Raw genomic sequence first — 22,645 nt, forward strand, 5'->3', positions numbered from 1 at the left:
CAAGAATTCCTGCGGGCGGTCACCGCTCCAGCGCTTCAGGACGTCCCATGGTTGAGCTCACTCTTCCGAAGAACTCGCAGGTCACCACCGGCAAGACCTGGCCGAAGCCGGCCGGCGCCAAGAAGCTGACCGAGTTCCGCATCTACCGCTGGAATCCGGACGACGGGAAGAACCCGCGCATCGACACCTATCATGTCGACCGCGAGGATTGCGGCCCGATGGTGCTGGACGGCCTGATCTACATCAAGAACAAGATCGACCCGACCCTCACCTTCCGCCGCTCCTGCCGCGAAGGCGTGTGCGGCTCGTGCGCCATGAACATCGGCGGCACCAACACCCTCGCCTGCACCAAGGGCATGGACGAGGTGCTGGTGAAGGGCGTGGTCAACATCTATCCCCTGCCGCACATGCCGGTGGTGAAGGATCTGGTGCCCGACCTCACCAATTTCTACGCCCAGCACGCCTCCATCGAGCCCTGGCTCCAGACGGACACCGCCGCCCCCGAGAAGGAGTGGCGCCAGTCCAAGGACGACCGCGAGAAGCTGGATGGCCTCTACGAGTGCATCCTGTGCGCCTGCTGCTCCACCTCGTGCCCGAGCTACTGGTGGAACGGCGACCGCTACCTCGGCCCGGCCGCGCTGCTCCAGGCCACCCGCTGGCTGAAGGACAGCCGCGACGAGCGCACCGGCGAGCGCCTCGACTATCTGGAAGATCCCTTCCGGCTCTATCGCTGCCACACCATCATGAATTGCGCCCAGGCGTGCCCGAAGAGCCTCAACCCGGCCAAGGCCATCGCCGAAATCAAGAAGATGATGGTCGAGCGCCAGATCTGACGCGCCACGCATCTCCGGCTTTTCCGGGACCGCCCGCCTCACTGGCGCGGCGGTCCTTTTGTTTTCCGAAGGCTCCGCACCGCCGACGGCCATGACCGCCCTCAAGGACCTCGCCCCCGTCTGCCTGATGGGGCGCGCCGGTCCGCGCTTCGGCTGATCTAGAGCGCCGCCGACGGCGTTTTTAACGCGCCTCGCCGAGCCCCCTTTTCCAAGTTTTCCGCCAACGAATCACCCGCGTCCCAAGGGGCGCAGGCCGCCGGTCCGCGTCCTTCTCAAAATGATAAATTATGTGTTAACGTTAATTTTACATGTGACGAAAAGTCCCTGGACAGATTCAGTCGGAGAAGCAGCCATGTCGATCGTTCGCGCCGTCCTTCCCGCGTTTATCGCCTTTGCCCTGCTGTTCGGGGTCGTGACGCATCCGTCAGAGATGTTCGTCGTGCTCGGCAGCATCGTGCTCACGCTGAGCACCGCCAGCAGCATCATCTTCTTCGCTTTCGTGCTGATGGCCGCGATCTTCGGCTTCGAGCGCACCTCCGGCCGTCACATGGCTCCCGCCGCCGCTGTTCATGTGCATCGCTCGCTCCGCGACGAGGTGGCGGCCTGATCCTCGACCGGGCGTCAGCCCGCGACGACCGGGCGGAGCGCGCGTCGAGGAGACGTGCTTCCTTCGGTCCGGTCTTGTCACCGCGTTAAGAAGAATGGGGAGCCCCTCCCCGGCGCGAGACGCGCGCCGGGCGCCCTCACGGCCTGCAGGTGACGTAGGGCCAGGTGGCGTGCCGATAGAAGGGATAGAGGTCGATCGCCTTCAGGCGGCGCCACAGGTGGCTATCCGGCGGCGGACATAGGCGCTGCATCGCGCCTGTGGGATTGCCGCTCCAGGAATCAGGAACGAACACCTTCACCGAGAACACCCCATCCTGCAGGAAGGGATCCGGCGCCCACCAGCCTTGAGGCAAATTGTCCCTCATATAGGTCTTGATCGATTGGTAGGCGTCGAACGGATAGGGATCGGTATCGGGCCGCATGATCGGCCGGGCGCCCGGCAGGGAATCCAGCCCCTGCATGGGCGACTGTGCCATGGCGTTTCCGCCCACGATCAGGAATCCGAACAGCTTGAGCAGGAGCATGGCGCACCGGCCCGCCGCGCGCGACCGACGCCCCGCGCGACAGGGCGTTGAGGACGCCACCTCCGACGCCCGCGCACTTCCCCCGCGAAGAACCATCCGCGCCATGATCCGTCTCCCGACCTTCTCCCGAAAGAGGTAGACGATTTGCGGCTGCTCGGGATATGCGGAAAGCAGGTCGGCGATGGTCGAAAGCGCGCGAGCCCGCGAGGGTCCGGGTCCATTTCGGGGTTGCCGGGCGTGGTTCAATCCCGGCGTGGCCGGGCGCGACCGGTCGTCGGCTCGACCGCGACGGATGGCACCCATCCGGTGCGGCCTGGTCAGCTGCAAGTCTTGATGCGGTGGACGGGCCGAGACAGGCTCTGCCCGTTTTCTGCCGGTCGATCGCGCCTGTCCTGTTTGGGCTCCTGGGGCGGAACCCGCGGTTCAGCCTCTTCGCTTCCCGCGGATTTTCATGACCTCGCTTTCCCTACGCAAATTTGCGCCGCTCCTCACCACCTACGGGGCCTACGCCGGCTCAATGATCTCCCGCGGGCTGGAGCTTGTCGGCAAGCTCGGCCTTTACATGTTCGGCGCGCGGGCGCTGGGCCTGCATGATTCCGGCTATTTCTTCCTGTGCCTCACCTGGATCGGACTGATTTCCACGGTGGCGCGCGCTGGCTTCGACAAGGCGGTCCTGCGGCACATGGCGGCGGAACTCGCGGTGGGACGCGGCCGGGAAGCGCGCAAGGCGCTGCTGACCGGCGCCGCCATCGTCACCGGCGGTGGCACGCTGGCGACGCTGCTGACCGTCGCCCTCGCCGAGCCGCTCGCGGTCTATCTGTTCCACGATCCGCAGGTCGCGCACGCGCTGAGGCTCTCGGCGTACGCCATCCTGCCGCAGACCCTGTGCATCTTCGTCGGCTATGCGCTGGTGGGCTTCCATCGCGGGGCCGCGGGGCAGCTGGTGCAGAACGGCATCTGGCCGATGCTGACCCTCGGCGCGCTGTTCGTCGGGGCCGATACGCTGGACAGTCTGCTCTATGCGCTCGCCGCCTCGCTGCTGGCCGCGACCGTGCTCGGCCTCGTCATGGTGGTGATGGACCGGTACCGCTTCCTCGCCACCCCGTCGCCCGATGCACCCGCGGATGCCCTGCCCGCGCTGTGGCGCACCGCCATGCCGCTGAGCGTCGTGGAAGTGGTGCAGATCTTCCTCAACTCGCTGCCGGTGCTGCTGCTGGCCGTGTTCGGCGAACCTTCGGCAGTGGGTGCCTTCTCGGTGGCGAACCGCATCTCCATGCTCATCTGGGTGGTGGCGAACTCCATCGGGACGGTCGCGGCGCCCTCGTTCGCTGCCCGTCACCGCCAGGGGCAATGGGACGAGTTGCGCGCGCTCAACCGTCGGGTCCGCCTCGCCGTGGCGCTGTTCGGCACCCCCGTCGTCGCGGCCATGGTGTTCTTTCCCAAGTCGATCCTGAACCTGGTCGCGCCGGGGTTCGAGGTGGCCGGGCCCGCGCTCATGGTCATGGGCCTCGGCCAGCTGGTGAACTGCCTCCTGCCCTGCCAGGACTTCATGCTGTCGATGACCGGCTACGGCAGCGTCCACCGCTGGCTGAACATCGGCCAGCTCGTGGTCTGCAGCGCACTGTGCGCCGCGCTCATTCCCTTCTTCGGGATGATGGGCGCGGCAATCGCCACCGCCGTCTTCATCGCCCAGGGGGCCATCGGCACGACGCTCGCCGTGCGGCATCTGATGCCCAAGGCATTCTGAGACACGGACAAGCGGGCTGAACGGCCCTTATTGACGTTGCGGTTAAAGCAAAATCAATTTCGCCAGTCGATTTTCATAATCGTCTGCGAAAACAGCGCGGGCGTGCCAGGTATGGGCAACGGGTCCGGGCGGCGGACCTGCCGGGCTGGTGGTCAAGCAAGGTGATGCTGATGGGTATGGCGCCGGCCTCGGGGGCATCGGAGCAGTCGGAAAGGTTCATGGTGGTGCGCCAGGCGGACCAGACCGACGTCGACGTCGCTCCGGACGCAGGCTCCGGCACGACCAACTTCACCCTGCGCGATTTCCTCATCGCGGCCTTCTACCATTACCGGATCATCCTGCTCGCCGCGGCCCTGCCAGCGCTGGTCGGCATCGTCGGCGCGCTCAGCGCCCGCACCGAATATACCGCCAGCAGCCTCTTGATGGTGATCGTGAGCCGCGAGGTCTCGACCGCGCAGAACGTGACCGACAGCGGACCGAGCGTGCTCAGCATTGAGGGCCTCAAGCAGGTCGAGGCGGAAGTCCAGATCGTGCAGAGCGCGGAAGTCGCCCGCGCGGTGGTGGAGCAGATCGGCATCGACCGGCTCTTCCCGAAGGGCCGGCTTGCGACCCTGCTGGGCCTCGGCGGCTCCGACGACGATCTCGATCGGGCCATCGAACGCTTGCAGGGCAACATGCGCGCCGCCGTGCAGGCAAATTCCAACATCATCAAGGTGAGCTATACCAACGCCGACCGCGCGCTCGCCGTGGAAACCACCAACGCCATCGTCCACAACTATCTGGCGGTGCGCCGCCGGACGCTGGAGAACCCCACTTCCAAAATTCTCGTCCAGGAAGTCCAGCGCTTCAGCAACGACCTGTCCGCCGTCGACAAGCAGATCGAGAGCCTCAAGAGCAAGGCCGGCATCATTGATTTCGCACAGGACGCCGTCCTCGCTGCCAACCAGGTCGACAGCATCATCCAGCGCCAGCGCCAGGTGGGTGAGCGCGAGGTGGCCGTGACGGCCCAGCTCGCCGAGGCCGAGAAGCAGCTCGCCGCGCTGCCCAATTCCGTGTTCGAGTTCGCCGAGAACACCAATGCGGTGCCCGGCGACGAGGATCCAAACACCCTTACCAAGCTGCTCATGGAGCGCGATCGCATCGCCGCCCAATATGCCCCGGGCAGCGTGCTGCTGCGCGAGCTGGACAAGCAGATCGCCACCGTGCGCGCCAAGATCAAGGTCCGCGAGGATCGCCGCTATGTGACCGACCGGGCCTCGCGCAACCCGCAGATCAACTATGTGCAGACCATGGTGCTCAGCCTCCGGGTCGAGAAGGATTCGCTCTCCCGCCAGCAGGTAGAATTGGTGGAGCAGCTCAAGGTGGCGCGTGAGCGCCTCGCCACCCTGCGCGCGGTGGAGACGCCGCTCATCGAGCTGAACCGGCGGCGCGACGCGCTCAACGACGGTTTCCGCGAATACCAGCGGCGCGCAGTGGCCGCCTCCATCGAGGAAGCGGCGGCGCAGTCGCGGCAGTCTTCGGTCCGCGTGGTTCAGGATGCCGGAGCGGCCGTGGTGAAACGCTCGCTCACCTTCCCGATCCTCGCGGGCGGCCTGTTCGCCGGCCTGCTCTTCGGCGCCGCCGCCGGCGCGCTGGCTTCGGCCATGCGAACCACCATGATTACACCGCACGAGGTGGAGAACCGGCTCGGCATCCCCGTCGTCGCCGTCTTCGACATGGACCCCGACGAAACCGAAATCGACCTCTCGGAACGGGCCATCGGCACCTGCGCCACAGTGCTGCTGGATGCCCGGGTGGATGGGGAGCCGGTACACGTCTTCCACGTGCTCTCGCCCGATTTCGACGATTCCCTCCCGAAGTTCTCTCGCGATCTTGCCGAGGAATTCGCCGGACAGCGCGGCCGTCGCACCCTGCTCATCGATCTCACCACGCCGCCGCCGCCGATCCCTTCCGTGCGGGACGTGGAGGTGCGCGGCGGCGTCGCCATGATCGGAACGCCGGTTCCGAACCTGTGGATGTTCACGGACGCGCAGCCCTCTCCTCTGCTCGACCTGCGCATTCCCATCTCCGACGCCCTCAGGATGACGATGGAGCTGAAGACCAGCTTCGACCACGTCCTGATCGCCTCCAACCCCACCGTGGCGACGCTGCTGAGCCAGCGTTTCTGCCAAGTCGCGGACGGCAACCTGGTCGCCATCCAGGCGGAGAAGACCCGCACGCCCGCCGCCTCTCACCTGGTCGGCCAGGTCACGGAATGCGGGGGTCTGCTGCTCGGCTCAGTCCTGTTCGGGCGGCGCTACTACCTGCCGGACTGGCTCTATCACCGCACTTAAATACCAATAGTCGGGTTCGACTCCACCCTCCCGCACCGCGAATAAGCTGTCGTTAACCCTAACGAATTATAGCTTCCCTTGAAGTGTGGCGTCACAGCCGCTCCGTCTGCCTCCTCTTTGCTGGGGAGAAGAAGGGGACAGGCTATCGCCCGACTCAAGCCGATGTTGATATTTTGCCAAGGGTCGGTTGATGCCGCGAGCTGGGGCTAAAGGGCGGATGAGGATCGGGCGTCCCGCGTGGAGCTTCCGCGCAGACATGTGCCGCCCGGCCGCACGTGCCGCCGCCGGGATGCACCGCGCGTCGGTCCTCCTCCTCATCGTGCCGCTCGCGCTGAATGGCTGCGCCGCCATCGCGACGTCGCAGAACACCGGAACGCCGCCTTTCACCACCGGCCACGAACTGCGCTTTACCGAGACCAACAGCGACCGGTTCAAGCCCTGGACCGACCAGACCCCGTCATATCGCCTCGGTCCCGGCGACAAGATCAAGATCAAGTATTTCCTCACCCGCGAGATGGATGAGGACCTGACGGTGAGCCCGGACGGCTCCATCGCGCCTCGCGCCATCGGCCAGATCCGCGTGGAGGGTTCGACGCTCTCCAGTGTGGAGAGCTACATCCGCACCGAATCGCGCAAGGAGCTGGCCGATCAGAAGGTGGTCGTGGCGCTTGAGGAGGCAGTGTCGGCCAAGGTCTATGTCGGCGGCTCGGTGCCGCGGCCCGGGGCCTACAAGATCACTGACATGAACTTGAGCGCGCTCAAGGCCATCCTGCTTGCCGGCGGCTTCACCGACGAGGCGCGCACCGGTCAGGTCGCGCTGATCCGCCGTGGGCCGAAGAACGAGCCGATGCTGCGCCTCATCAACGTGCGCGACACCATCGAGACCGGCTTCGACGCAGACGACGTGCCGCTGATGAGCGGCGACATCATCTATGTCCCGAAGAGCTCCATCGCCGAGGTGGACCTGTGGATCGACCAGTTCATCAACAAGGTGGTGCCATTCCAGCGTAGCTTCAGCTACACGCTGGGCAGCTATTCGACCACCACTGCGGGCGGCATCGTGCCGTAAGATCGAAGCGGGCGCGCCAGCGACTTCGCGGCGGCCGTTTCTCCGATGCAGGCGTCCGGGCGCAACAGCGCACCGCCCGGGGCCATGCGGGATCAACGCGCGCTCCTGAAGCGAAGCCATGACGTCCTCCTCACCGTCCCCCGACATCCCGCCCTCCCCCACCGTGCCGGCCGCGGCGGCGCCGGAGAAGCCGTTCGAGGAAATCGTCTTCCTGCGGGTTCCCTTCTCCATCATCTCGCTGGACGAGGCGTGCCGCCTGATCGCGGCACGCCCGCCCGGCGCGCCGCTCGCCTACGTGGTGACGCCGAACGCGCAGAATCTGGTGCGCCATAGCCACCTTGAGGATCCCCGTTTCATTGCCTTCTATGAGAAGGCCTGGCTCCACCTGATGGATGGCAAGGTGCCGCGCGCCCTGGCGCGTCAGGTGTTCGGGCTCGACATTCCGCTGGCGGCCGGCAGCGATCTCACCGCCCATCTGTTCGAGGCCTATATCCAGCCCGACGACGCCATCACCATCATCGGCGGCGAGTTGGAGATGGTGGACAATCTGAAGGCGCGTTTCCACCTGACCAACGTGGCCCACCACAATCCCCCCATGGGCTTCATCAACAAGCCGGACGAAGTGGAAAAATGCGTCCGCTTCATTCTCGACCATCCGGCCCGCTACATCTTCATGGCGGCCGGCTCTCCGCGGTCGGAATATGTAACGCAACTGGTGGACCAGCGCGGCGGCGCGGTCGGCACGGCGCTGTGCATCGGCAGTTCGCTGAACTTCCTCACCGGCCACGCCAAGCGCGCCAATCCGGTGTTCCGCAAGCTCGGCCTGGAATGGCTCTATCGCCTCATCGTGAGCCCGCAGACCCACATCCGGCGGGTATTCGTGGAATCCATGCCCGTCCTGCTGATGGTGGCGAAGGCCCGGGTGAACCCCGCCGCCTACGGCATGGACCGCAGCCGGTCGGGCAAGGGGCCACAGAGCCGCGCGTGAGGGGCGCCATGGTGGATCGGTCATGACGGCCCAGGACGGCTCTGCAGCCCCGCGCGGCGCACTGCGGCGTGTGACCATTCCGGCCATGACCGCGCGCGTGCGGCGGGCTCGGCGCAATCTCGGCGAGCGGTTTTCTCCCGGCCTCACCATGGCGGTGCTGCTCTTCATCCTGCCGGTGTTTGCCGAGTGCTTCCATTATTACTCGGAGCTGCTGCCGCTCTACGCCTTGTCGAAGGCGTGGCCGATCCTCACCCTGCCCCTCACCGTCCGCGGTCTCGCCAAGCTCGACCTGCCCTGCAAATACGTCTACGTGGTTTTCCTGGCCTATGGCCTCGGCATCACGCCGCTCGTGTCGATCATGCAGCTCGGCAACGATTTCTTCGGCTCCATCGCCACGACGGTGAAGATCTGGCCGATCACCTATTATTTCGGCCTGTCGGTGATGCTCCTGTGGCTCAGCCCGGTGCCCGACCGCGTGCGCCGCGCCTGCGTGGTGCTCGGCATCGCCACCTACGTGCTGATGCTGATGATGTGGATCCTCATCCCGGACGCCTGGTACACGGACAATTCCTCCCAGGGAAAGCTTCTGTTGACCGACGACGAGCGCGGCAACCGCATCTACATGCCCATGTTCTTCGGCATTCTCCTCGTCTTCTATCTCGTGCGATCCTTCATGGAGAAGCCGCACGTGGTGAAGGCACTGGGTGTCGTGGTGGCGTTCGTGCTCATGCTGTGGATCTATAAGCAGCGGGCCGCCATCGGCTGCAGCATCATGATCTGCGGCTATGCCGCGTTCAGTTCGCTCTCGCCGCGGTGGAAGCGCGCGGCGCTCGCCGGCCTCCTGATGCTGTTGCCGTTCGCGGTGATTGCCGCCATCAACCTCGGCGGCAATGCCGCGCAGGATCTCGGCGGCTCGCTGTCGGTGCGCCAGACGTCGCTGGCCCAGGCCTTCGGCTTTCTCGGTGACCAGCCGCTGCGTTGGCTGTTCGGCGTCGGCGCCACCACGCGCTTCGGCACGGTGACGCTGGCGGACATCTTCCAGAATGCCGACTTCTACGTCTCGGACCTCGGCTGGGCCGGCGTCGCCTTCGAGTACGGTCTCGTGGGCTCCATCCTCATCATGACGCTCTTCATCACCGGCTTCCTCGCCGCGCGGACGGCGGCCAAGCGCACCGGGCACTGCCTCGACCTCGCCCTCAGCGACTACATTCTCTACATGCTGGCGACGTCGGCGGTGTATCCGCTCACCTTCACCCCCGGCGAACTCTGCGTCGCCATGGGCCTTGCCATCTACATGAGCCGTTGGAGGCCCCCGGGCGAGGCGCTGGCCGGCGGGGGCGGCCGGCGCGTGGCCTTCCGCACCCATGTGGTCGAGATCGGCGGCAACCGCCGACGGCGCCAGGTCGCCATCGGCAAGCTCAACGGATGATGGGTCTCAGGCCGTGACCGCAACGCCGGCCGGCGTCGCGAGCCGGCCGGTGAGGTGCTTGGCGAGCCGCACGCCCAGGGTCACCGCCGTGAAGGTGGGATTAGCCTGGCTGGACGTGGGATAGACCGCCGAGCCCGCGACGAACAGGTTGGACGAGCCGAACACCCGGCAGTCGCGATCCACGACGCCGGTTCGCTCGCTCGCGGCCATGCGGGCAGTGCCGATCTGGTGGTGGCCGTCGTAGCACTGCTTGAGGATGTAATCGACGCGCTCCTCCTCGGGAACGAGCCAGTTCATGCGCCCGGTCCCCGTGCGCTGCAGCCAGTCCGCGAAGGCGTCGTGGGTGCGCAGCAACGGCTCGACGTCCGCCCGGGTATACTTGAGATCCACCTTGAGGCGCGGCAGACCGGTGGCGTCGCGCGCACCGGAGAGCGTCACCCGGGAGGTGGGGTCCGGCAGGTGCTCGGCATGGAAGCGCACGGCGTAGCGCCGGCCGGCGTTGCGCTGGAAGAAGCCCGGCTTGCGCGGGCGCGCGAAATACCGGCCATAGAAGAACGACGGCACGAACGCGGCCGTGGTCGGCAGATCCCGCAGGATGTTGAGGATGTGCGGCAGGCGGCGCACATCGTGCCCCACATAGTGCTGGCGGATCGATTCGGCGACGATCTGGCGCCCGAGCGGGGGAATGGACAGCGCGAGATAGGCGAGCGACAGAATGCCGTTGCGGTGGATCGGGTCGCGGATCAGCGGATAGTCCGGCCACAGCGCCACATTGGTCAGTCCCAGCCGCTGCTGGAGATCGGCGCCGGGCATGAAGCGCCGGCGCACGTAGTTCACGCCGTTCCGGAAATAGTCGATGCCCCCGTCCACCACGTCAGAGGTCAGCGTCATCTCGGCGGCGATGGCATAGAGGTGACCCATGTAGAAGCGGCCGAGTGGGCCATCCTCGCCGCCGAACCGCGCCGGCGCCTCCGCCTGGGCGGCGAGCAGCAGGCGGGTGCTCTCCAGCGCGCCGGCGGCCAGCACGACGGTCTTCGGCGAGACCTGGGCCTCCGTCCCGCCGGGGGCCTTCACCTTCACGCGGGACACCGATCCATCCTCGGCGAAGTCGATGCCGCAGGCGGTGGCGTTGAAGCGCAAATCGATGTTTCGCTCGGCCTTGAGCGTCTCGGCGTACGTCAGGTCGAAGCGCGGCTCGAGGCTCCACCGCTCCAGGCGGCGGAAGGAGAAATCGTCGTCCTTCGGATCGAAGCCCGGCACGTCGATGTCGAACAGATCCTGCCCGCAGCCGATCAGGTCGCAGGCCTCCTGCATGTGGGGCGCGACATCGCTGAAGGATATCGGCCAGCCGCTGTGCGGGATGGACGGACGGGTCTCGAAGTCCTGCGGATCGAAGCTGACGCAGCGGCCACCCCACAGGTTCGATGCGCCGCCCAGGCTGCGTTGCACGCCGATGGCCATGGGGACATGGGTATTGGGATCGACGATCTCGGCATCCGAGAGCGCCTGCGCCACCGGCTCCGGTGCCGGACCGCCCGACTCGAGCAGGACGACGGAGCGGCCGGACCGCGCCAGCACCAACGCCATGGAGATGCCCACCGGCCCCGCACCCACGATCAGGACGTCGGGGGTCATTCCATCCAGTCCGGCAAGGCCCGTGGTGATCACGTGATACTCCGTCAGCAGAAGGGGATTGGAAGCAGAACGCGGCCCCGCGCTCGTGTTCCGGCACGGGTTGTCCTCCCGTCCCGGGCAGCGGACAGTCGAACACCAAAGATGTCGGGCGAAGAAGTTCCGGGCGAATTGATTTCGGGCAAACGGAGACCGCGGTTCGCGGCTGGCGGGACGCGGCCGAGGAGGACGCCCCACGGCACAAGCTTTTCGCGTACCCCGGCAGACATCCCGGACACGCCATTCTCCCGCATTGCGCAGAGCGCCGTCGAAGCAGCGCCCCCGTCCCCCGACACCGCCAGACATAGCAGACGAACCGTCAAGCACAAGGCCGCCCAATGTCCCGGTCGCGGTGCTCGCCGGCCTCCCGCACAGAGGCCATTCAACTTGTCGCAGGCGCGCGAAAAAAGCTGGCGTCTTGGGCGCGAACAATGGCCATGGTCACGTCTTGGTAAGAAGAATGACCTTCTAGATAGCCGCGCTCGTCCAGCCTATTTCTGCGAAGGGGGTCGCGTACCATGGCAATCGGCGATGCGTTGAACGTGCGCGCGCGCGCACCTTTGCGCCTGGGTCTTGCGGGAGGCGGCACCGACCTCTCCCCTTATTGCGACGAGCACGGCGGCAACGTGCTCAATGCCACCATCGACCGCTTCGCCTACGCCCATATCCGGGTGAACCGCATTGGCGCCCTGGTGCTGCGGGCCCGCGACGTGGGGACCGAAGAGGTGCTCGAGCCGAGCCTCGACCACCCCATCACCGAAGGCCTGATGCTGCATCGGGCCGTCTACACCCACATGATGAAGAGCTATTGCGACGGCGTGGCGCTGCCGCTCACCATGTCCACCACCATCGACGTGCCCGCCGGCTCGGGGCTCGGCGCATCCTCGGCCCTCGTGGTGGCGCTGATCGAGGCCTTCACCTACGCCCTCGGCCTGCCGCTCGGCCCCTATGACGTGGCGAAGCTCGCCTTCGACATCGAGCGCAAGCAGCTCGGGCTCGCCGGTGGCCGGCAGGACCAGTATTCGGCGGCCTTCGGTGGGCTCAACTTCATCGAGTTCCTGCCCTCCGACCGGGTGATCGTGAACCCGCTGCGCATCCGTCGCGAGCATCTCAACGAGTTCGAGGCATCCCTCGTCATCTGCTTTTCCGGCCAGTCGCGCCGCTCCGACACCATTATCAAGGAGCAGGTGGCGGGGCTGAAGCAGATGGACGCCAAGACCATCGAGAACATGCACAAGCTGAAGCAGGACGCCATCGACATGAAGCTGGCCCTGCTGCGCGGCGACATCCGCGCCACCGCCGAAATCCTAGGACGCTCCTGGGCGTCCAAGAAGGCCACGGCCGCCGGCATCGCCACCGAGCAGGTAGACAAGCTCTACGACGCCGCCATTGCGGCCGGCGCCTGGTCCGGCAAGGTCTCGGGCGCGGGCGGCGGCGGCTTCCTCATGTTCCTCACCGATCCTGAAAACCGCTACCGCCTCATCGGCGCGCTGAACGAGGCTGGCGGCGACGCCAGTGCGGTGAAGTTCTCCATGGACGGTGCCGAGGGCTGGCCCATCGGGATCTAGCCCGAACGGACCCACGCACCGGCGCCCTTCGTCACCGCGGCGACACCCGCGGTGGCTTGCGCCGTGCTATGAGCCCCAAACGGAATTGCTGCGAGAGGAGCCGGCGTGACCGAGCAATGCGTCATCCTGCTGGGCGGGCTCGGCACCCGCCTCGGCGCGCTCACCAAGGACACGCCGAAGCCGCTTCTGAAGGTAGGCGATGTCCCCTTCGTGGAGGTGCTGATCGCCGAGGCGAGGCGCCGGGGCTTCCGCAAGTTCCTGCTGCTCGCCGGCTATCGGGCCGAGGTGGTGGAAAACTACATCACCGGCACGGACGTGCCTGGCCGCTTCGACTGCACGGTGGACATCTCGCTGGAGGAGACGCCCCTCGGCACCGGAGGCGCGCTGGTCAACGCCTTGCCGCTGCTCGACGAGAGCTTCCTGCTCGTCAACGGCGATACCTGGTTCGACTTCAACTGGCTGGATCTCGTCGCCACGTCCCGGAAGAACGGCGCGGCCTTCGGCATGGGCCTGCGTCTCGTTCAGAACCCGGACCGCTACGAGACCATCGCGCTCGACGGCACCCGCGTCGCCGCCGTCCGCCCGCGGGGGGCCGGACTGCCGGAGGCGCTCATCAATGGCGGCGTCTATTATGTGCGCCGGGACGTGATCGAGGGCCTCGCCATGCCCTCCTCGCTGGAGGCGGACCTCCTGCCCCGCCTCGTGGCGGAAGGCCGCGTGACCGGCGTCGCCTATGACGGCTTTTTCATCGACATCGGCATTCCCGAGACCTTCACGGCGGCCCAGACCAGCGTGCCCGCCCGCCGCCGGCGCCCGGCGGTGTTCCTCGATCGCGACGGCGTGCTCAACGTCGATACCGGCTATGTGCACGCCGCCGAGGACTTCACCTGGATCGAGGGCGCGAGGGAAGCCATCAAGCTGTTCAACGACCTCGGTTATTACGTCTTCCTCGTCACCAATCAGGCCGGCGTCGCGCGCGGCTATTACGAGGAAGAGGCGATCCACGTCCTGCACGCCTTCGTGCAAGCGGAACTGCGCGAGGTGGGCGCGGAGCTGGACGACTGGCGCTATTGCCCGTTCCATCCCGAAGGCACGGTCGAGCGCTACCGAGGCTCCCACGCCTGGCGCAAGCCGGAGCCCGGCATGATCCTGGACCTGATGGCGAACTGGCCGGTGGACACGGCGCGCAGCTTCCTCATCGGCGACAACCCCACCGACATCGCCGCCGCCAAGGCCGCCGGCATTGCCGGCCATCTCTTCCCGGGCGGCGACCTGCTCGCCTTCTCCCGCGCCATCCTCGCCACCACCACCGCGGAGCCGCAGCCATGACCGGCCAGACCACGGGTGCCACCTCCCATCCCCTCGCCGACCTCGCGGCCGACGCCCGCGCCTGGATGTTCGGTGCTGCGGCGCCGCTCTGGTCGCAGGTCGGGCGCGATCCCAAGGGTCTGTTCGCCGAGCGGCTCGACGTGGCGGGTCAGCCCGACGACGCGCCGCGCCGCCTGTTCGTGCAGGCGCGGCACACCTATTCCTTCTGCGAGTTTGGCCGCCTCGGCTGGGACGGCCCATGGCAGACGCTCGCGGGCGAGACGGTGGATTATCTCCTCGCCCACGGCCGGCGGCCGGATGGTCTCTTCATCCACCGCTTCACGACGGACGGCGCCGTGCTGGACGGGCGCGCCGATCTCTACGATCAGGCCTTCATGCTGTTCTGCCTGGGCCATGCGGGCAAGGCGCTGGAGCGGACCGACCTCTATGGCGTCGCCGACAGCCTCGCCGATGCGCTGGAGGCGGGCTGGCGGCATCCGGCCGGCGGGTTCGTCGAGCACGACATCCCGCGCCCGCACCGCCACCAGAACCCGCACATGCACTTCTTCGAGGCCTTCTCGGCGCTCTATGCCGTAACCGGCGCGCCGCGCTGGAAGGCACTCGCGGAAGAGATGGCGACGCTCTGCCGCGACCGCTTCATCGATCCGGCCACCGGCGCGCTCCTCGAATACTTCACCGACGACCTGAAGCCCGCGCCCGGCGTGGACGGCACCATCGTGGAGCCGGGCCATTGCTTCGAATGGGCGTGGCTGTTCGAGGGCCTGTCCGCATGGGGCTGGCCGGGTGCTGAGGTGTCCGACCGCCTCACCGCCTTCGGCCGGCGCACTGGCATCGATACGGTGAACGGCGTCGCCATCAACGAGGTGCTGACGGACGGCACCGTCCACAAACCCACCGCACGCCTCTGGCCGCAGACCGAGCGGCTGAAGATCGCCCTTGCCCGCCTGCGCCGCACCGGCAGCGCGCAGGAGGCAGACGAGGCGCGCAACGCCTATCGCGGCCTCAAGCTATATCTCGATATGCCCGTGCCCGGCACGTGGCAGGATGTGCTGAACCCGGACGGCAGCTTCGTGCCCATGCCGGCGCCCGGCTCCTCGCTCTACCACATCACCTGCTCCATGGCGGAGCTGGTGGACACGGTGGAAGGGCGGCGCTGAGGCGCCTGCCTCAGGGGATCGTCGACGCGCAATCGGCGAGATCGAGGGTGACGCAGGTCGCGACCATCAAGGAGCGATAATCGGGATTGTCGGGGCCCGGCGGCCCCGGCGGCACCTCGGCGATGGCATAGAGCATGCCGCCGGCCTGCGGATCGTCCTTCACCGCCGACAGCAGGCGCGCCGTGCGCTCCAGCGTGAAGCGCGCATCGCCTGCATCCGACGGCATCACCTGGATGCCGAGGGCGAGCGGCCCCTTCCACACCCGCCTGTAGGCCCGGAATGCCTGGTCGGGGCGGTAGGTCGGGCCGCCGTCATAGGACACGACGGACACGAGATCGAGACTCTGCGCCGCGGGCGAGCGGAGCATGGCCAACATCATGCCCACATAGGGGCCATTGCGTGGCTCGGCGCTGGCGAAGGCGCCCTCTCCGTAGGCGCCCACGTTCCAGCCGGCAAGGCTGAGCAGTGCGGGGCGCGGGACCGCCCGGCGCAGATCTGCCAGGACGGCCACCGCGCGCGCATCCTCGGCGCACGCGACGCGTCCGTCCGTGCGGGTGCAGGCGGGATTCTCGGTCTCATAGTCCAGGTCGACGCCATCCGCGCCGAGGTCGGCGACGAGCCGGGCCAAGGCATCGAAATTGCGGGCATCCCAGCCGAAATGCTTCCAGCCCCCGACCGAAACCAGCACCCGCACGGCCGGATGACGAGTCTTGAGCAGCGCGATGGCGTCCTTCAGCACCTGCCCGGAAAAGGGGAAGAGCAGCCCGGTGCCGGAGAGATCGAGATTGCCGGAATAGGCGAGGTCCGGCCTCGTGAATCCCAGCGCCACATGGGTGATGTAGCCGGGCAGCCGGGCAAGGCGCGTCTCGGCGGGATCGGTGGTGACGACCTCCGTCCACGAGGCGTGATAGGCGAGGAACGGACGGCCCGCAGCGGCGGCCGGCGACGCGGCGGCCGCCGACAAGACCAGGGCCAGCATCACCACAAGGGTCAGAAGACCGACGGACCGGCCATGCCCTTGGTGACGGTGAGCAGCATGATTCTGATATCGAACCATATGGACCAGTGCTCGATATAGAAGAGGTCGAGTTCGACGCCGCGCTCGGCCTTCTCCAGGGTGTTGATGCCCCCGCGCATGCCGTTGATCTGCGCCCAGCCGGTGATGCCCGGCTTCATGCGGTAACGCGCGACATACTGGCTGATGGCCTCATAGCGGACGTTGGTGGCGACCTTCATGTTCGGCACATGGGGGCGCGGGCCGACGACGCTCATCTCGCCGCGCAGCACATTGATGAGCTGCGGTAGCTCGTCGATGGAGGTGGAGCGCAGAAAGTTGCCGACCTTGGTGATGCGCGGGTCGTTCTTGCTGGTGCCCTTGGAGCCGTCGTCGGTGGGGTCGACCCGCATGGTGCGGAGCTTGTAGCATTGGAACACGCGGTTGTTCAGGCCCACGCGCGGCTGGCGGAACAGGATCGGCCCGGGCGAATCGAGCTTGATGGCGATGGCCGCGCCGATCAGGATCGGAGCAGTCAGCAGCAGGCCGATGGTGGCCACCACATAATCCTCCACCCCCTTCAAGAGGCCCAGCGAACCCTTCAGCGGCTGCTGCTGCACCTGGAGGGCCGGCTCGCCGGCGATGCGGGTGAGGTTGGCGTAATTGAGCGTGAAGCGGTCCGGGTCCAGCTCCACCACCACGTCGGCGGCGATCTGGTACATCTGGTTGGCGATGGCGCTGATGGCGGCCGGATCGTTCCAGCTCTTGGCGACAACCACGATATCCACCGGGTTGTGCTTCACATATTCCAGAAGGTCCTTCATGCCGCCGAGCACCGGCAGGCCGTCGGGTCCGGGCGGCGGCAGGGGCGCCCCCTCCTCGTGGCTGTCATCGAACAGGGCGACGAAGCTGAGAAGGCCGGTGTCGCCCTCCTCCTCCTCATAGCGCCGCACGAGGTCGCGGGCGCGGCCGAGATCGCCGATGGCCACCACATTGCGTCGCAACACCTCGTGGGTCTGCACCAGCGCCATGCCGATGCGCACCAGGACGAGGCGGCCGAAGATGAGCATGAGCGTGGTGACGACGCCCCAGCCGAACAGCGCCCACAGGTTCGTCTGGCCGATGGGGATCAGCGCGTAATAGCAGATGGCGATGACGGCGCCCGCGGGCACCACGCCGACGCCGATATGGCCGATCTGCCGCAGCGGACGGACATAGTGCTCGACCCGGTAGCCGCGGCCGATCTGCAGCACCTGCACATAGATGAAGATGCCGAACGCCCAGAGGATGGCGAGCTGGCTCCACGACAGGAATTCCCAGCGCAGGTGCGCAATGATGGCGCCGAGCGCCGCCATGACGACGTCGCACGACAGGACGAGCCGATTGACCAGTCCGTGGGTCCAGCGTGTCATCGTCCCCCGATCCCCGCAGTCGCCTTCCGAATCCCAAGCGTCACGGTATGTGCTTCTGGTTAAGAAGTGGTGGGCAGTCAAGGATATGGAACAAATTGTGGCGGTTTGGATCTATTGCCCGGCTCCCGATCCCCCGCCTCGGTCACCACAACGCAGAAGCCGCCGGACCTTGCGATCCGGCGGCTTCCATCATGCTCGAACTCAGTGTCTCGTCAGTGGCCGAAGGCCTTCACCACGTCTTCGGTGACCTTCTTGGCGTCGCCGAAGAGCATCATGGTGTTGTCCTTGAAGAACAGCTCGTTCTCGACGCCGGCGTAGCCCGCCGACATGCCGCGCTTGATGAAGAGAACGGTCTTGGCCTTCTCCACGTCGAGGATGGGCATGCCGTAGATGGGCGACTGCGGGTCGGTCTTGGCCGCCGGGTTGGTCACGTCGTTGGCGCCGATGACGAAGGCCACGTCCGCCTGGGCGAACTCGGAGTTGATGTCCTCGAGCTCGAACACCTCGTCGTAGGGCACCTGGGCCTCGGCGAGCAGGACGTTCATGTGGCCCGGCATGCGGCCCGCCACGGGGTGGATGGCGTACTTGACCTCGACGCCCTCCTCCTTGAGCAGGTCCGCCATCTCGCGCAGTGCATGCTGAGCCTGGGCCACCGCCATGCCGTAGCCGGGCACGATGATGACCTTCTCGGCGTTCTTCATGATGTAGGCGGCGTCGTCCGCCGAACCCTGCTTCACCGGGCGGGCTTCCGCCTGGCCACCGCCGCCGGCCGCCGCGGCGTCACCGCCGAAGCCGCCGAGGATGACGGAGATGAAGGACCGGTTCATGCCCTTGCACATGATGTAGCTGAGGATGGCGCCCGAGGAGCCCACAAGCGCACCGGTGATGATGAGCGCCGTGTTGCCCAGGGTGAAGCCGATGCCGGCCGCCGCCCAGCCCGAGTAGGAGTTCAGCATCGACACCACGACGGGCATGTCTGCGCCGCCGATCGGGATGATGAGCAGGCCGCCGAGCACCAGCGACAGCAGCGTGATGATCCAGAACAGCGTGATCGAGCCGGTGAGCACGAACGCGACGATGAGGATCAGCAGCAGCAGCGCGAGGCCGCCGTTGATCAGGTGGCGCGCCGGCAGCATGATCGGCTTGCCGCTCATGTTGCCGTTGAGCTTGGCGAAGGCGATGATCGAGCCGGTGAAGGTGATCGCGCCGATGGCGACGCCCAGCGACATCTCCACGAGGCTTGCCCCGTGCAGGTGTCCGGGATCGCCGATGCCGAAGGCGCGCGGTGCATAGAGCGCGGCCGCGGCCACCAGCACGGCGGCGAGGCCGACGAGCGAGTGGAAGGCGGCGACCAGCTGCGGCATCGCCGTCATGGCGATCCGCTTGGCCACCACCGCACCGACGCCACCGCCGATGCCGATGCCGGCGAGCACCAGCACCCAGCCGATCCCGTCGGACGGCGGGGAGAGGGCCAGCGTGGTGAGGATGGCGATGCCCATGCCCACCATGCCGAACAGGTTGCCCTGCCGGGAAGTGGTGGGGTGGGAGAGGCCCCGCAGGGCCAGCACGAAGAGAATGCCTGCAACCAGATAGAGCAGGGCAGCGAGGTTCGCGGTCATGTGCCTCGCCTCACTTCTTCTTGGAGTACATGGCGAGCATTCGGCTGGTCACCATGAACCCGCCGAAGATGTTCACCGAGGCAAAGATGAGCGCGACGAAGCCGAAGATGCGCGCGCCCCAGGCGTGGCTGGAATCGCCCACCGTGGTCACGCCGACGGCGAGCAGCGCGCCCACGACGATCACCGACGAGATGGCGTTGGTGACGCTCATCAGCGGGGTGTGCAGCGCCGGGGTCACCGACCACACCACGTAGTAGCCCACGAAAACCGCGAGCACGAAGATGGAGAGGCGGAACACGAAGGGGTCGATGGCCCCGCCGGTCGCCGCGTGGGCCGCAGCGCCGAGGGCGGTGGCGGCCTGGTCGGCGTAGGCCTGCGCGGCCATGGCTGCATCGCGCGCGACGTCGGCGGCGATGCGGGCTTGAACGGCGGCGTCCGCCGCGGACTGGGCTGTGGCGGGATTCATCAGGCCGCTCCCTCGCTGGTCGCTGCGGGATTCTTGGGTGCGAAGTTCGGATGCACGACGGCGCCGTCACGGGTGAGGAGCGTGGCCTTCACCAGCTCGTCGTCCCACTTGACGGCCAGCGCCTTCGACGCCTTGTCCACCATCGTCTCGAAGAAGTTGAACAGGTTCTTGGCGTAGAGCGGCGAGGCCGAGGCGGCGATACGGCCCGGCACGTTGAGGTGGCCGACGATCTTCACGCCGTTCACCTCGACCACCTGCCCCGCCACCGCACCGGCGACGTTGCCGCCGCGCTCGACCGCGAGGTCGATCAGCACGGAACCCGGCTTCATGGAGGCCACCATCTCCGCCGTCACGAGGCGCGGCGCGGGCCGGCCCGGGATCAGAGCGGTGGTGATGACGATGTCCTGCTTCTTGATGTGCTCGGCGACGAGCGCAGCCTGCTTGGCCTGGTACTCCGCCGACATGGGCTTGGCGTAGCCGGCCGCGGTCTCGGCCTGCTTGAACTCCTCGTCCTCCACCGCGACGAACTTTGCGCCCAGCGAGGCGACCTGCTCCTTGGCGGCGGGCCGCACGTCGGTGGCGGTCACGATGGCGCCGAGGCGGCGGGCGGTGGCGATGGCCTGGAGGCCCGCGACGCCGGCGCCCATGACGAAGACGCGGGCGGCCGGGACGGTGCCGGCGGCGGTCATCATCTGCGGCAGCGCGCGGTTGAACTCGGCGGCCGCGTCGATCACCGCGCGATAGCCGGCGAGGTTGGCCTGCGAGGAGAGCACGTCCATCACCTGCGCACGGGTGATGCGGGGCATCAGCTCCATGGCAAAGGAAGCAATCCCGGCATTGGCCATGGCGGCGAGCGCCGCGTCATTGCCGTAGGGATCCATGATGGCGAGGACGAGGGCGCCCGGCTTGTACGACGAAAGTTCGGCTTCCGTCGGCCGGCGAACCTTCAGTACGACTTCCGCGCCGTTCAGCGCGTCAAACGCCGACGGGGCGATGGTGGCGCCTGCCGCCACGAAGTCGGAATCGAGAATGCCGGACTTCACGCCCGCGCCGCTCTCCACGGCCACGGATGCGCCCAGTGCGACGAGACGCTTCACCGTATCCGGGGTCGCGCCAACCCTCGGCTCGCCGAGATCGATCTCGGCGGGAACAGCGATTTTCATTTCTTGAGGTCTCCGGTGCTCCGGCCGCTCAGCGGTTCAGAGGAGGAAAATCCACATCAGGACGAGGATGGCAGCAACGCCGATGGTGCCCCACTTGGCGAGGGCAGTGAACATCGCGTAGGTGCGCTCGTGCTCGGGATAATCGTTACCGTCTGCCGTGGCGTATTCGATCGTGGCGTGTTCAGCCATCTTATCCCCCTGCTCCTAAGCGTCTTCTGAGGCCTTTACCGGAGATGGGAATGTCTGGCAACTGCCTTTTGGTGTACAGTATACCAGATTAAACGATGCAGGCCGCTAGTCCCCCGTGTGTCTGTCGGCGCGGGCCAGATGTTCTTGTTATGTTCCGGTTTCGATGCTAGCTTTTTAAGCATGAGCCCCGCATCTGATTCCCACGGCCCGCGCACTGCCGCCCCGCCCGTTCCGGGGGGACCAATTGCCGCGCCGATCGCTTCCTCCCTGAAGGCCGAATCCAGGGCGGGTTTGCCCAAAGCCACTCCCGCCAAGGCCGCCCAGCCCAAGGCGGCACCGAAGGCTTTTGCCGGCGACGCCCGTATCGCCTCGCCGCCGGTGAAGACCCGCTCCGAGCGCATCATGGGCCGCCTCGCCGAGGAGCGGAGCGCGCCGCCCCCTGCCCTGCCACCCGCGCTGGACGGAGAGACCGGGACCGGCGTCGAGACGGAAAGGCGGCGCGGCCGCGGGGCCGTTTCCAACGCCGCCGGGCGCTTCGAGCCGGCCGCCCGGGTGCTGTTCGACGACGGCTGGCAGACGCTGGAAGATCTGCCGCCCTTCCGCACTGAGGTGACGGAGGAGCGGGCCCGCACGGTCATCACCCGCAACCAGTCCCCCGACATCGCATTCGACCGTTCCATCAATGCCTACCGGGGCTGCGAACACGGCTGCATCTATTGCTTCGCGCGGCCGACCCACGCCTATCACGGACTGTCCGCCGGGCTCGACTTCGAGACCAAGCTGTTCGTGAAGCCGGACGCCCCGGAACTGCTGGCGCGAGAGCTGGCGCACCCGTCCTACAAGCCGCGCGTGATTGCCATGGGGACCAATACCGATCCCTACCAGCCCATCGAGCGGCGCTACGAGCTGACCCGCCGTATTCTCGAGGTGCTGGCGGACTTCGGGCATCCGGTGGGCATCGTCACCAAGTCGGCGCTGGTGGTGCGCGACATCGATATCCTCGGACCGATGGCGGAAAAGGGCCTCGCCAAAGTCGCCATCTCCATGACCACGCTCGATCCGCACCTGTCGCGGACCATGGAGCCGCGCGCCGCCAGCCCCCATGTGCGCCTCGGCACCATCCGCCGCCTCGCCGACGCCGGCATTCCCACCGCGGTCCTCACCGCACCGCTGATCCCGGCGCTCAACGACATGGAGATCGAGCGCATTCTCGATTCCGCCAAGGCCGCGGGCGCGTCCGAGGCCGGCTATGTGATGCTGCGCCTGCCGCTCGAGATCGCCGACCTGTTCCGCGAATGGCTCGTGGCACATTTCCCGGACAAGGCCCGCCACGTTCTCAATCTCATCCGCCAGATGCACGGCGGCAAGGATTACGACTCAACCTTCGGCAAGAGGGGGCGGGGGGATGGTCCTTATGCCTGGACGGTAGGCCGCAGGTTCGAGATCGCCGCCCGCCGCCTCGGCCTCGCCGGCCGCGGGCTGAAGCTGACCACCGACCACTTCCGCCGTCCGAAGCAGCCGGGCGAGCAGCTCGACTTGTTCTCTTGA

The 22,645-nt window shown here is 67.0% G+C and carries 19 protein-coding genes; 11 read left to right on the top strand and 8 right to left on the bottom strand.

Annotated elements, in window-relative coordinates:
• Positions 1-47 precede the first annotated feature (47 nt).
• A complete protein-coding gene (locus ACT535_RS07500) occupies positions 48-833 on the top strand; it encodes a succinate dehydrogenase iron-sulfur subunit (RefSeq protein ID WP_476363875.1) in 786 nt (261 codons plus the stop codon).
• 352 nt (positions 834-1,185) lie between these two features.
• Positions 1,186-1,440, top strand: coding sequence for a hypothetical protein (locus tag ACT535_RS07505; RefSeq protein ID WP_476363876.1), 255 nt, complete (start codon positions 1,186-1,188; stop codon positions 1,438-1,440).
• A 136-nt stretch (positions 1,441-1,576) separates the two neighbouring features.
• On the opposite strand, the gene ACT535_RS07510 is transcribed toward ACT535_RS07505, so the two are convergent.
• A complete protein-coding gene (locus ACT535_RS07510; RefSeq protein ID WP_476363877.1) occupies positions 1,577-2,068 on the bottom strand; it encodes a hypothetical protein in 492 nt (163 codons plus the stop codon).
• A 346-nt stretch (positions 2,069-2,414) separates the two neighbouring features.
• Between ACT535_RS07510 and ACT535_RS07515 the strand changes: the two genes are divergently transcribed.
• From ACT535_RS07515 to ACT535_RS07535, 5 genes are all read left to right on the top strand, one after another.
• A complete protein-coding gene (locus tag ACT535_RS07515) occupies positions 2,415-3,710 on the top strand; it encodes a lipopolysaccharide biosynthesis protein (protein WP_476363878.1) in 1,296 nt (431 codons plus the stop codon).
• Between the two features lie 170 nt (positions 3,711-3,880).
• Entirely contained in the window at positions 3,881-6,043 is a 2,163-nt protein-coding gene (locus ACT535_RS07520) for an exopolysaccharide transport family protein (RefSeq protein WP_476363879.1), read from the top strand.
• Positions 6,044-6,299: 256 nt separating this feature from the next.
• Positions 6,300-7,112: a polysaccharide biosynthesis/export family protein gene (locus ACT535_RS07525; RefSeq protein ID WP_476363880.1), complete on the top strand. Its 813-nt coding sequence runs from the start codon at positions 6,300-6,302 to the stop codon at positions 7,110-7,112.
• A 118-nt stretch (positions 7,113-7,230) separates the two neighbouring features.
• The gene (locus ACT535_RS07530; protein ID WP_476363881.1) at positions 7,231-8,100 is read left to right on the top strand and encodes a WecB/TagA/CpsF family glycosyltransferase; all 870 of its coding nucleotides are present in this window, start codon (positions 7,231-7,233) and stop codon (positions 8,098-8,100) included.
• Between the two features lie 22 nt (positions 8,101-8,122).
• Positions 8,123-9,529, top strand: coding sequence for a hypothetical protein (locus ACT535_RS07535; RefSeq protein WP_476363882.1), 1,407 nt, complete (start codon positions 8,123-8,125; stop codon positions 9,527-9,529).
• A 6-nt stretch (positions 9,530-9,535) separates the two neighbouring features.
• Here the strand turns inward: ACT535_RS07535 and ACT535_RS07540 are convergent, their stop codons facing one another.
• Positions 9,536-11,164 (bottom strand): GMC oxidoreductase, encoded by a 1,629-nt coding sequence (locus ACT535_RS07540; protein WP_476363883.1) that lies wholly within the window; start codon positions 11,162-11,164, stop codon positions 9,536-9,538.
• Positions 11,165-11,718: 554 nt separating this feature from the next.
• Here ACT535_RS07540 and ACT535_RS07545 point away from each other — a divergent pair.
• From ACT535_RS07545 to ACT535_RS07555, 3 genes are all read left to right on the top strand, one after another.
• Complete coding sequence (locus ACT535_RS07545) at positions 11,719-12,768, top strand: GHMP family kinase ATP-binding protein (protein ID WP_168459934.1); 1,050 nt, start codon at positions 11,719-11,721, stop codon at positions 12,766-12,768.
• A gap of 105 nt (positions 12,769-12,873) precedes the next feature.
• Positions 12,874-14,097, top strand: coding sequence for an HAD-IIIA family hydrolase (locus ACT535_RS07550; protein ID WP_476363884.1), 1,224 nt, complete (start codon positions 12,874-12,876; stop codon positions 14,095-14,097).
• Complete coding sequence (locus tag ACT535_RS07555; protein ID WP_476363885.1) at positions 14,094-15,254, top strand: AGE family epimerase/isomerase; 1,161 nt, start codon at positions 14,094-14,096, stop codon at positions 15,252-15,254. The genes ACT535_RS07550 and ACT535_RS07555 overlap by 4 nt, the downstream gene beginning before the upstream one ends.
• A 10-nt stretch (positions 15,255-15,264) precedes the next feature.
• Here the strand turns inward: ACT535_RS07555 and ACT535_RS07560 are convergent, their stop codons facing one another.
• From ACT535_RS07560 to ACT535_RS07585, 6 genes are all read right to left on the bottom strand, one after another.
• Positions 15,265-16,233: a glycosyl hydrolase family 18 protein gene (locus ACT535_RS07560; RefSeq protein WP_476363886.1), complete on the bottom strand. Its 969-nt coding sequence runs from the start codon at positions 16,231-16,233 to the stop codon at positions 15,265-15,267.
• An 11-nt stretch (positions 16,234-16,244) separates the two neighbouring features.
• Positions 16,245-17,660: an exopolysaccharide biosynthesis polyprenyl glycosylphosphotransferase gene (locus tag ACT535_RS07565; RefSeq protein ID WP_168459938.1), complete on the bottom strand. Its 1,416-nt coding sequence runs from the start codon at positions 17,658-17,660 to the stop codon at positions 16,245-16,247.
• 212 nt (positions 17,661-17,872) lie between these two features.
• Positions 17,873-19,279 (bottom strand): NAD(P)(+) transhydrogenase (Re/Si-specific) subunit beta, encoded by a 1,407-nt coding sequence (locus tag ACT535_RS07570; RefSeq protein ID WP_168459939.1) that lies wholly within the window; start codon positions 19,277-19,279, stop codon positions 17,873-17,875.
• A gap of 10 nt (positions 19,280-19,289) precedes the next feature.
• Entirely contained in the window at positions 19,290-19,745 is a 456-nt protein-coding gene (locus tag ACT535_RS07575) for a proton-translocating transhydrogenase family protein (RefSeq protein WP_168459940.1), read from the bottom strand.
• On the bottom strand, positions 19,745-20,908 hold the full coding sequence (locus ACT535_RS07580) for a Re/Si-specific NAD(P)(+) transhydrogenase subunit alpha (protein WP_168459941.1): 1,164 nt from the start codon (positions 20,906-20,908) through the stop codon (positions 19,745-19,747). Before ACT535_RS07580 ends, ACT535_RS07575 begins: the two co-directional genes overlap by 1 nt.
• 36 nt (positions 20,909-20,944) lie before the next feature.
• Positions 20,945-21,097 (bottom strand): aa3-type cytochrome c oxidase subunit IV, encoded by a 153-nt coding sequence (locus ACT535_RS07585; RefSeq protein WP_024280402.1) that lies wholly within the window; start codon positions 21,095-21,097, stop codon positions 20,945-20,947.
• Positions 21,098-21,499: 402 nt separating this feature from the next.
• Between ACT535_RS07585 and ACT535_RS07590 the strand changes: the two genes are divergently transcribed.
• Complete coding sequence (locus ACT535_RS07590) at positions 21,500-22,645, top strand: PA0069 family radical SAM protein (protein WP_168460347.1); 1,146 nt, start codon at positions 21,500-21,502, stop codon at positions 22,643-22,645.

It is taken from the genome of Xanthobacter sp. DMC12 (assembly GCF_056314105.1).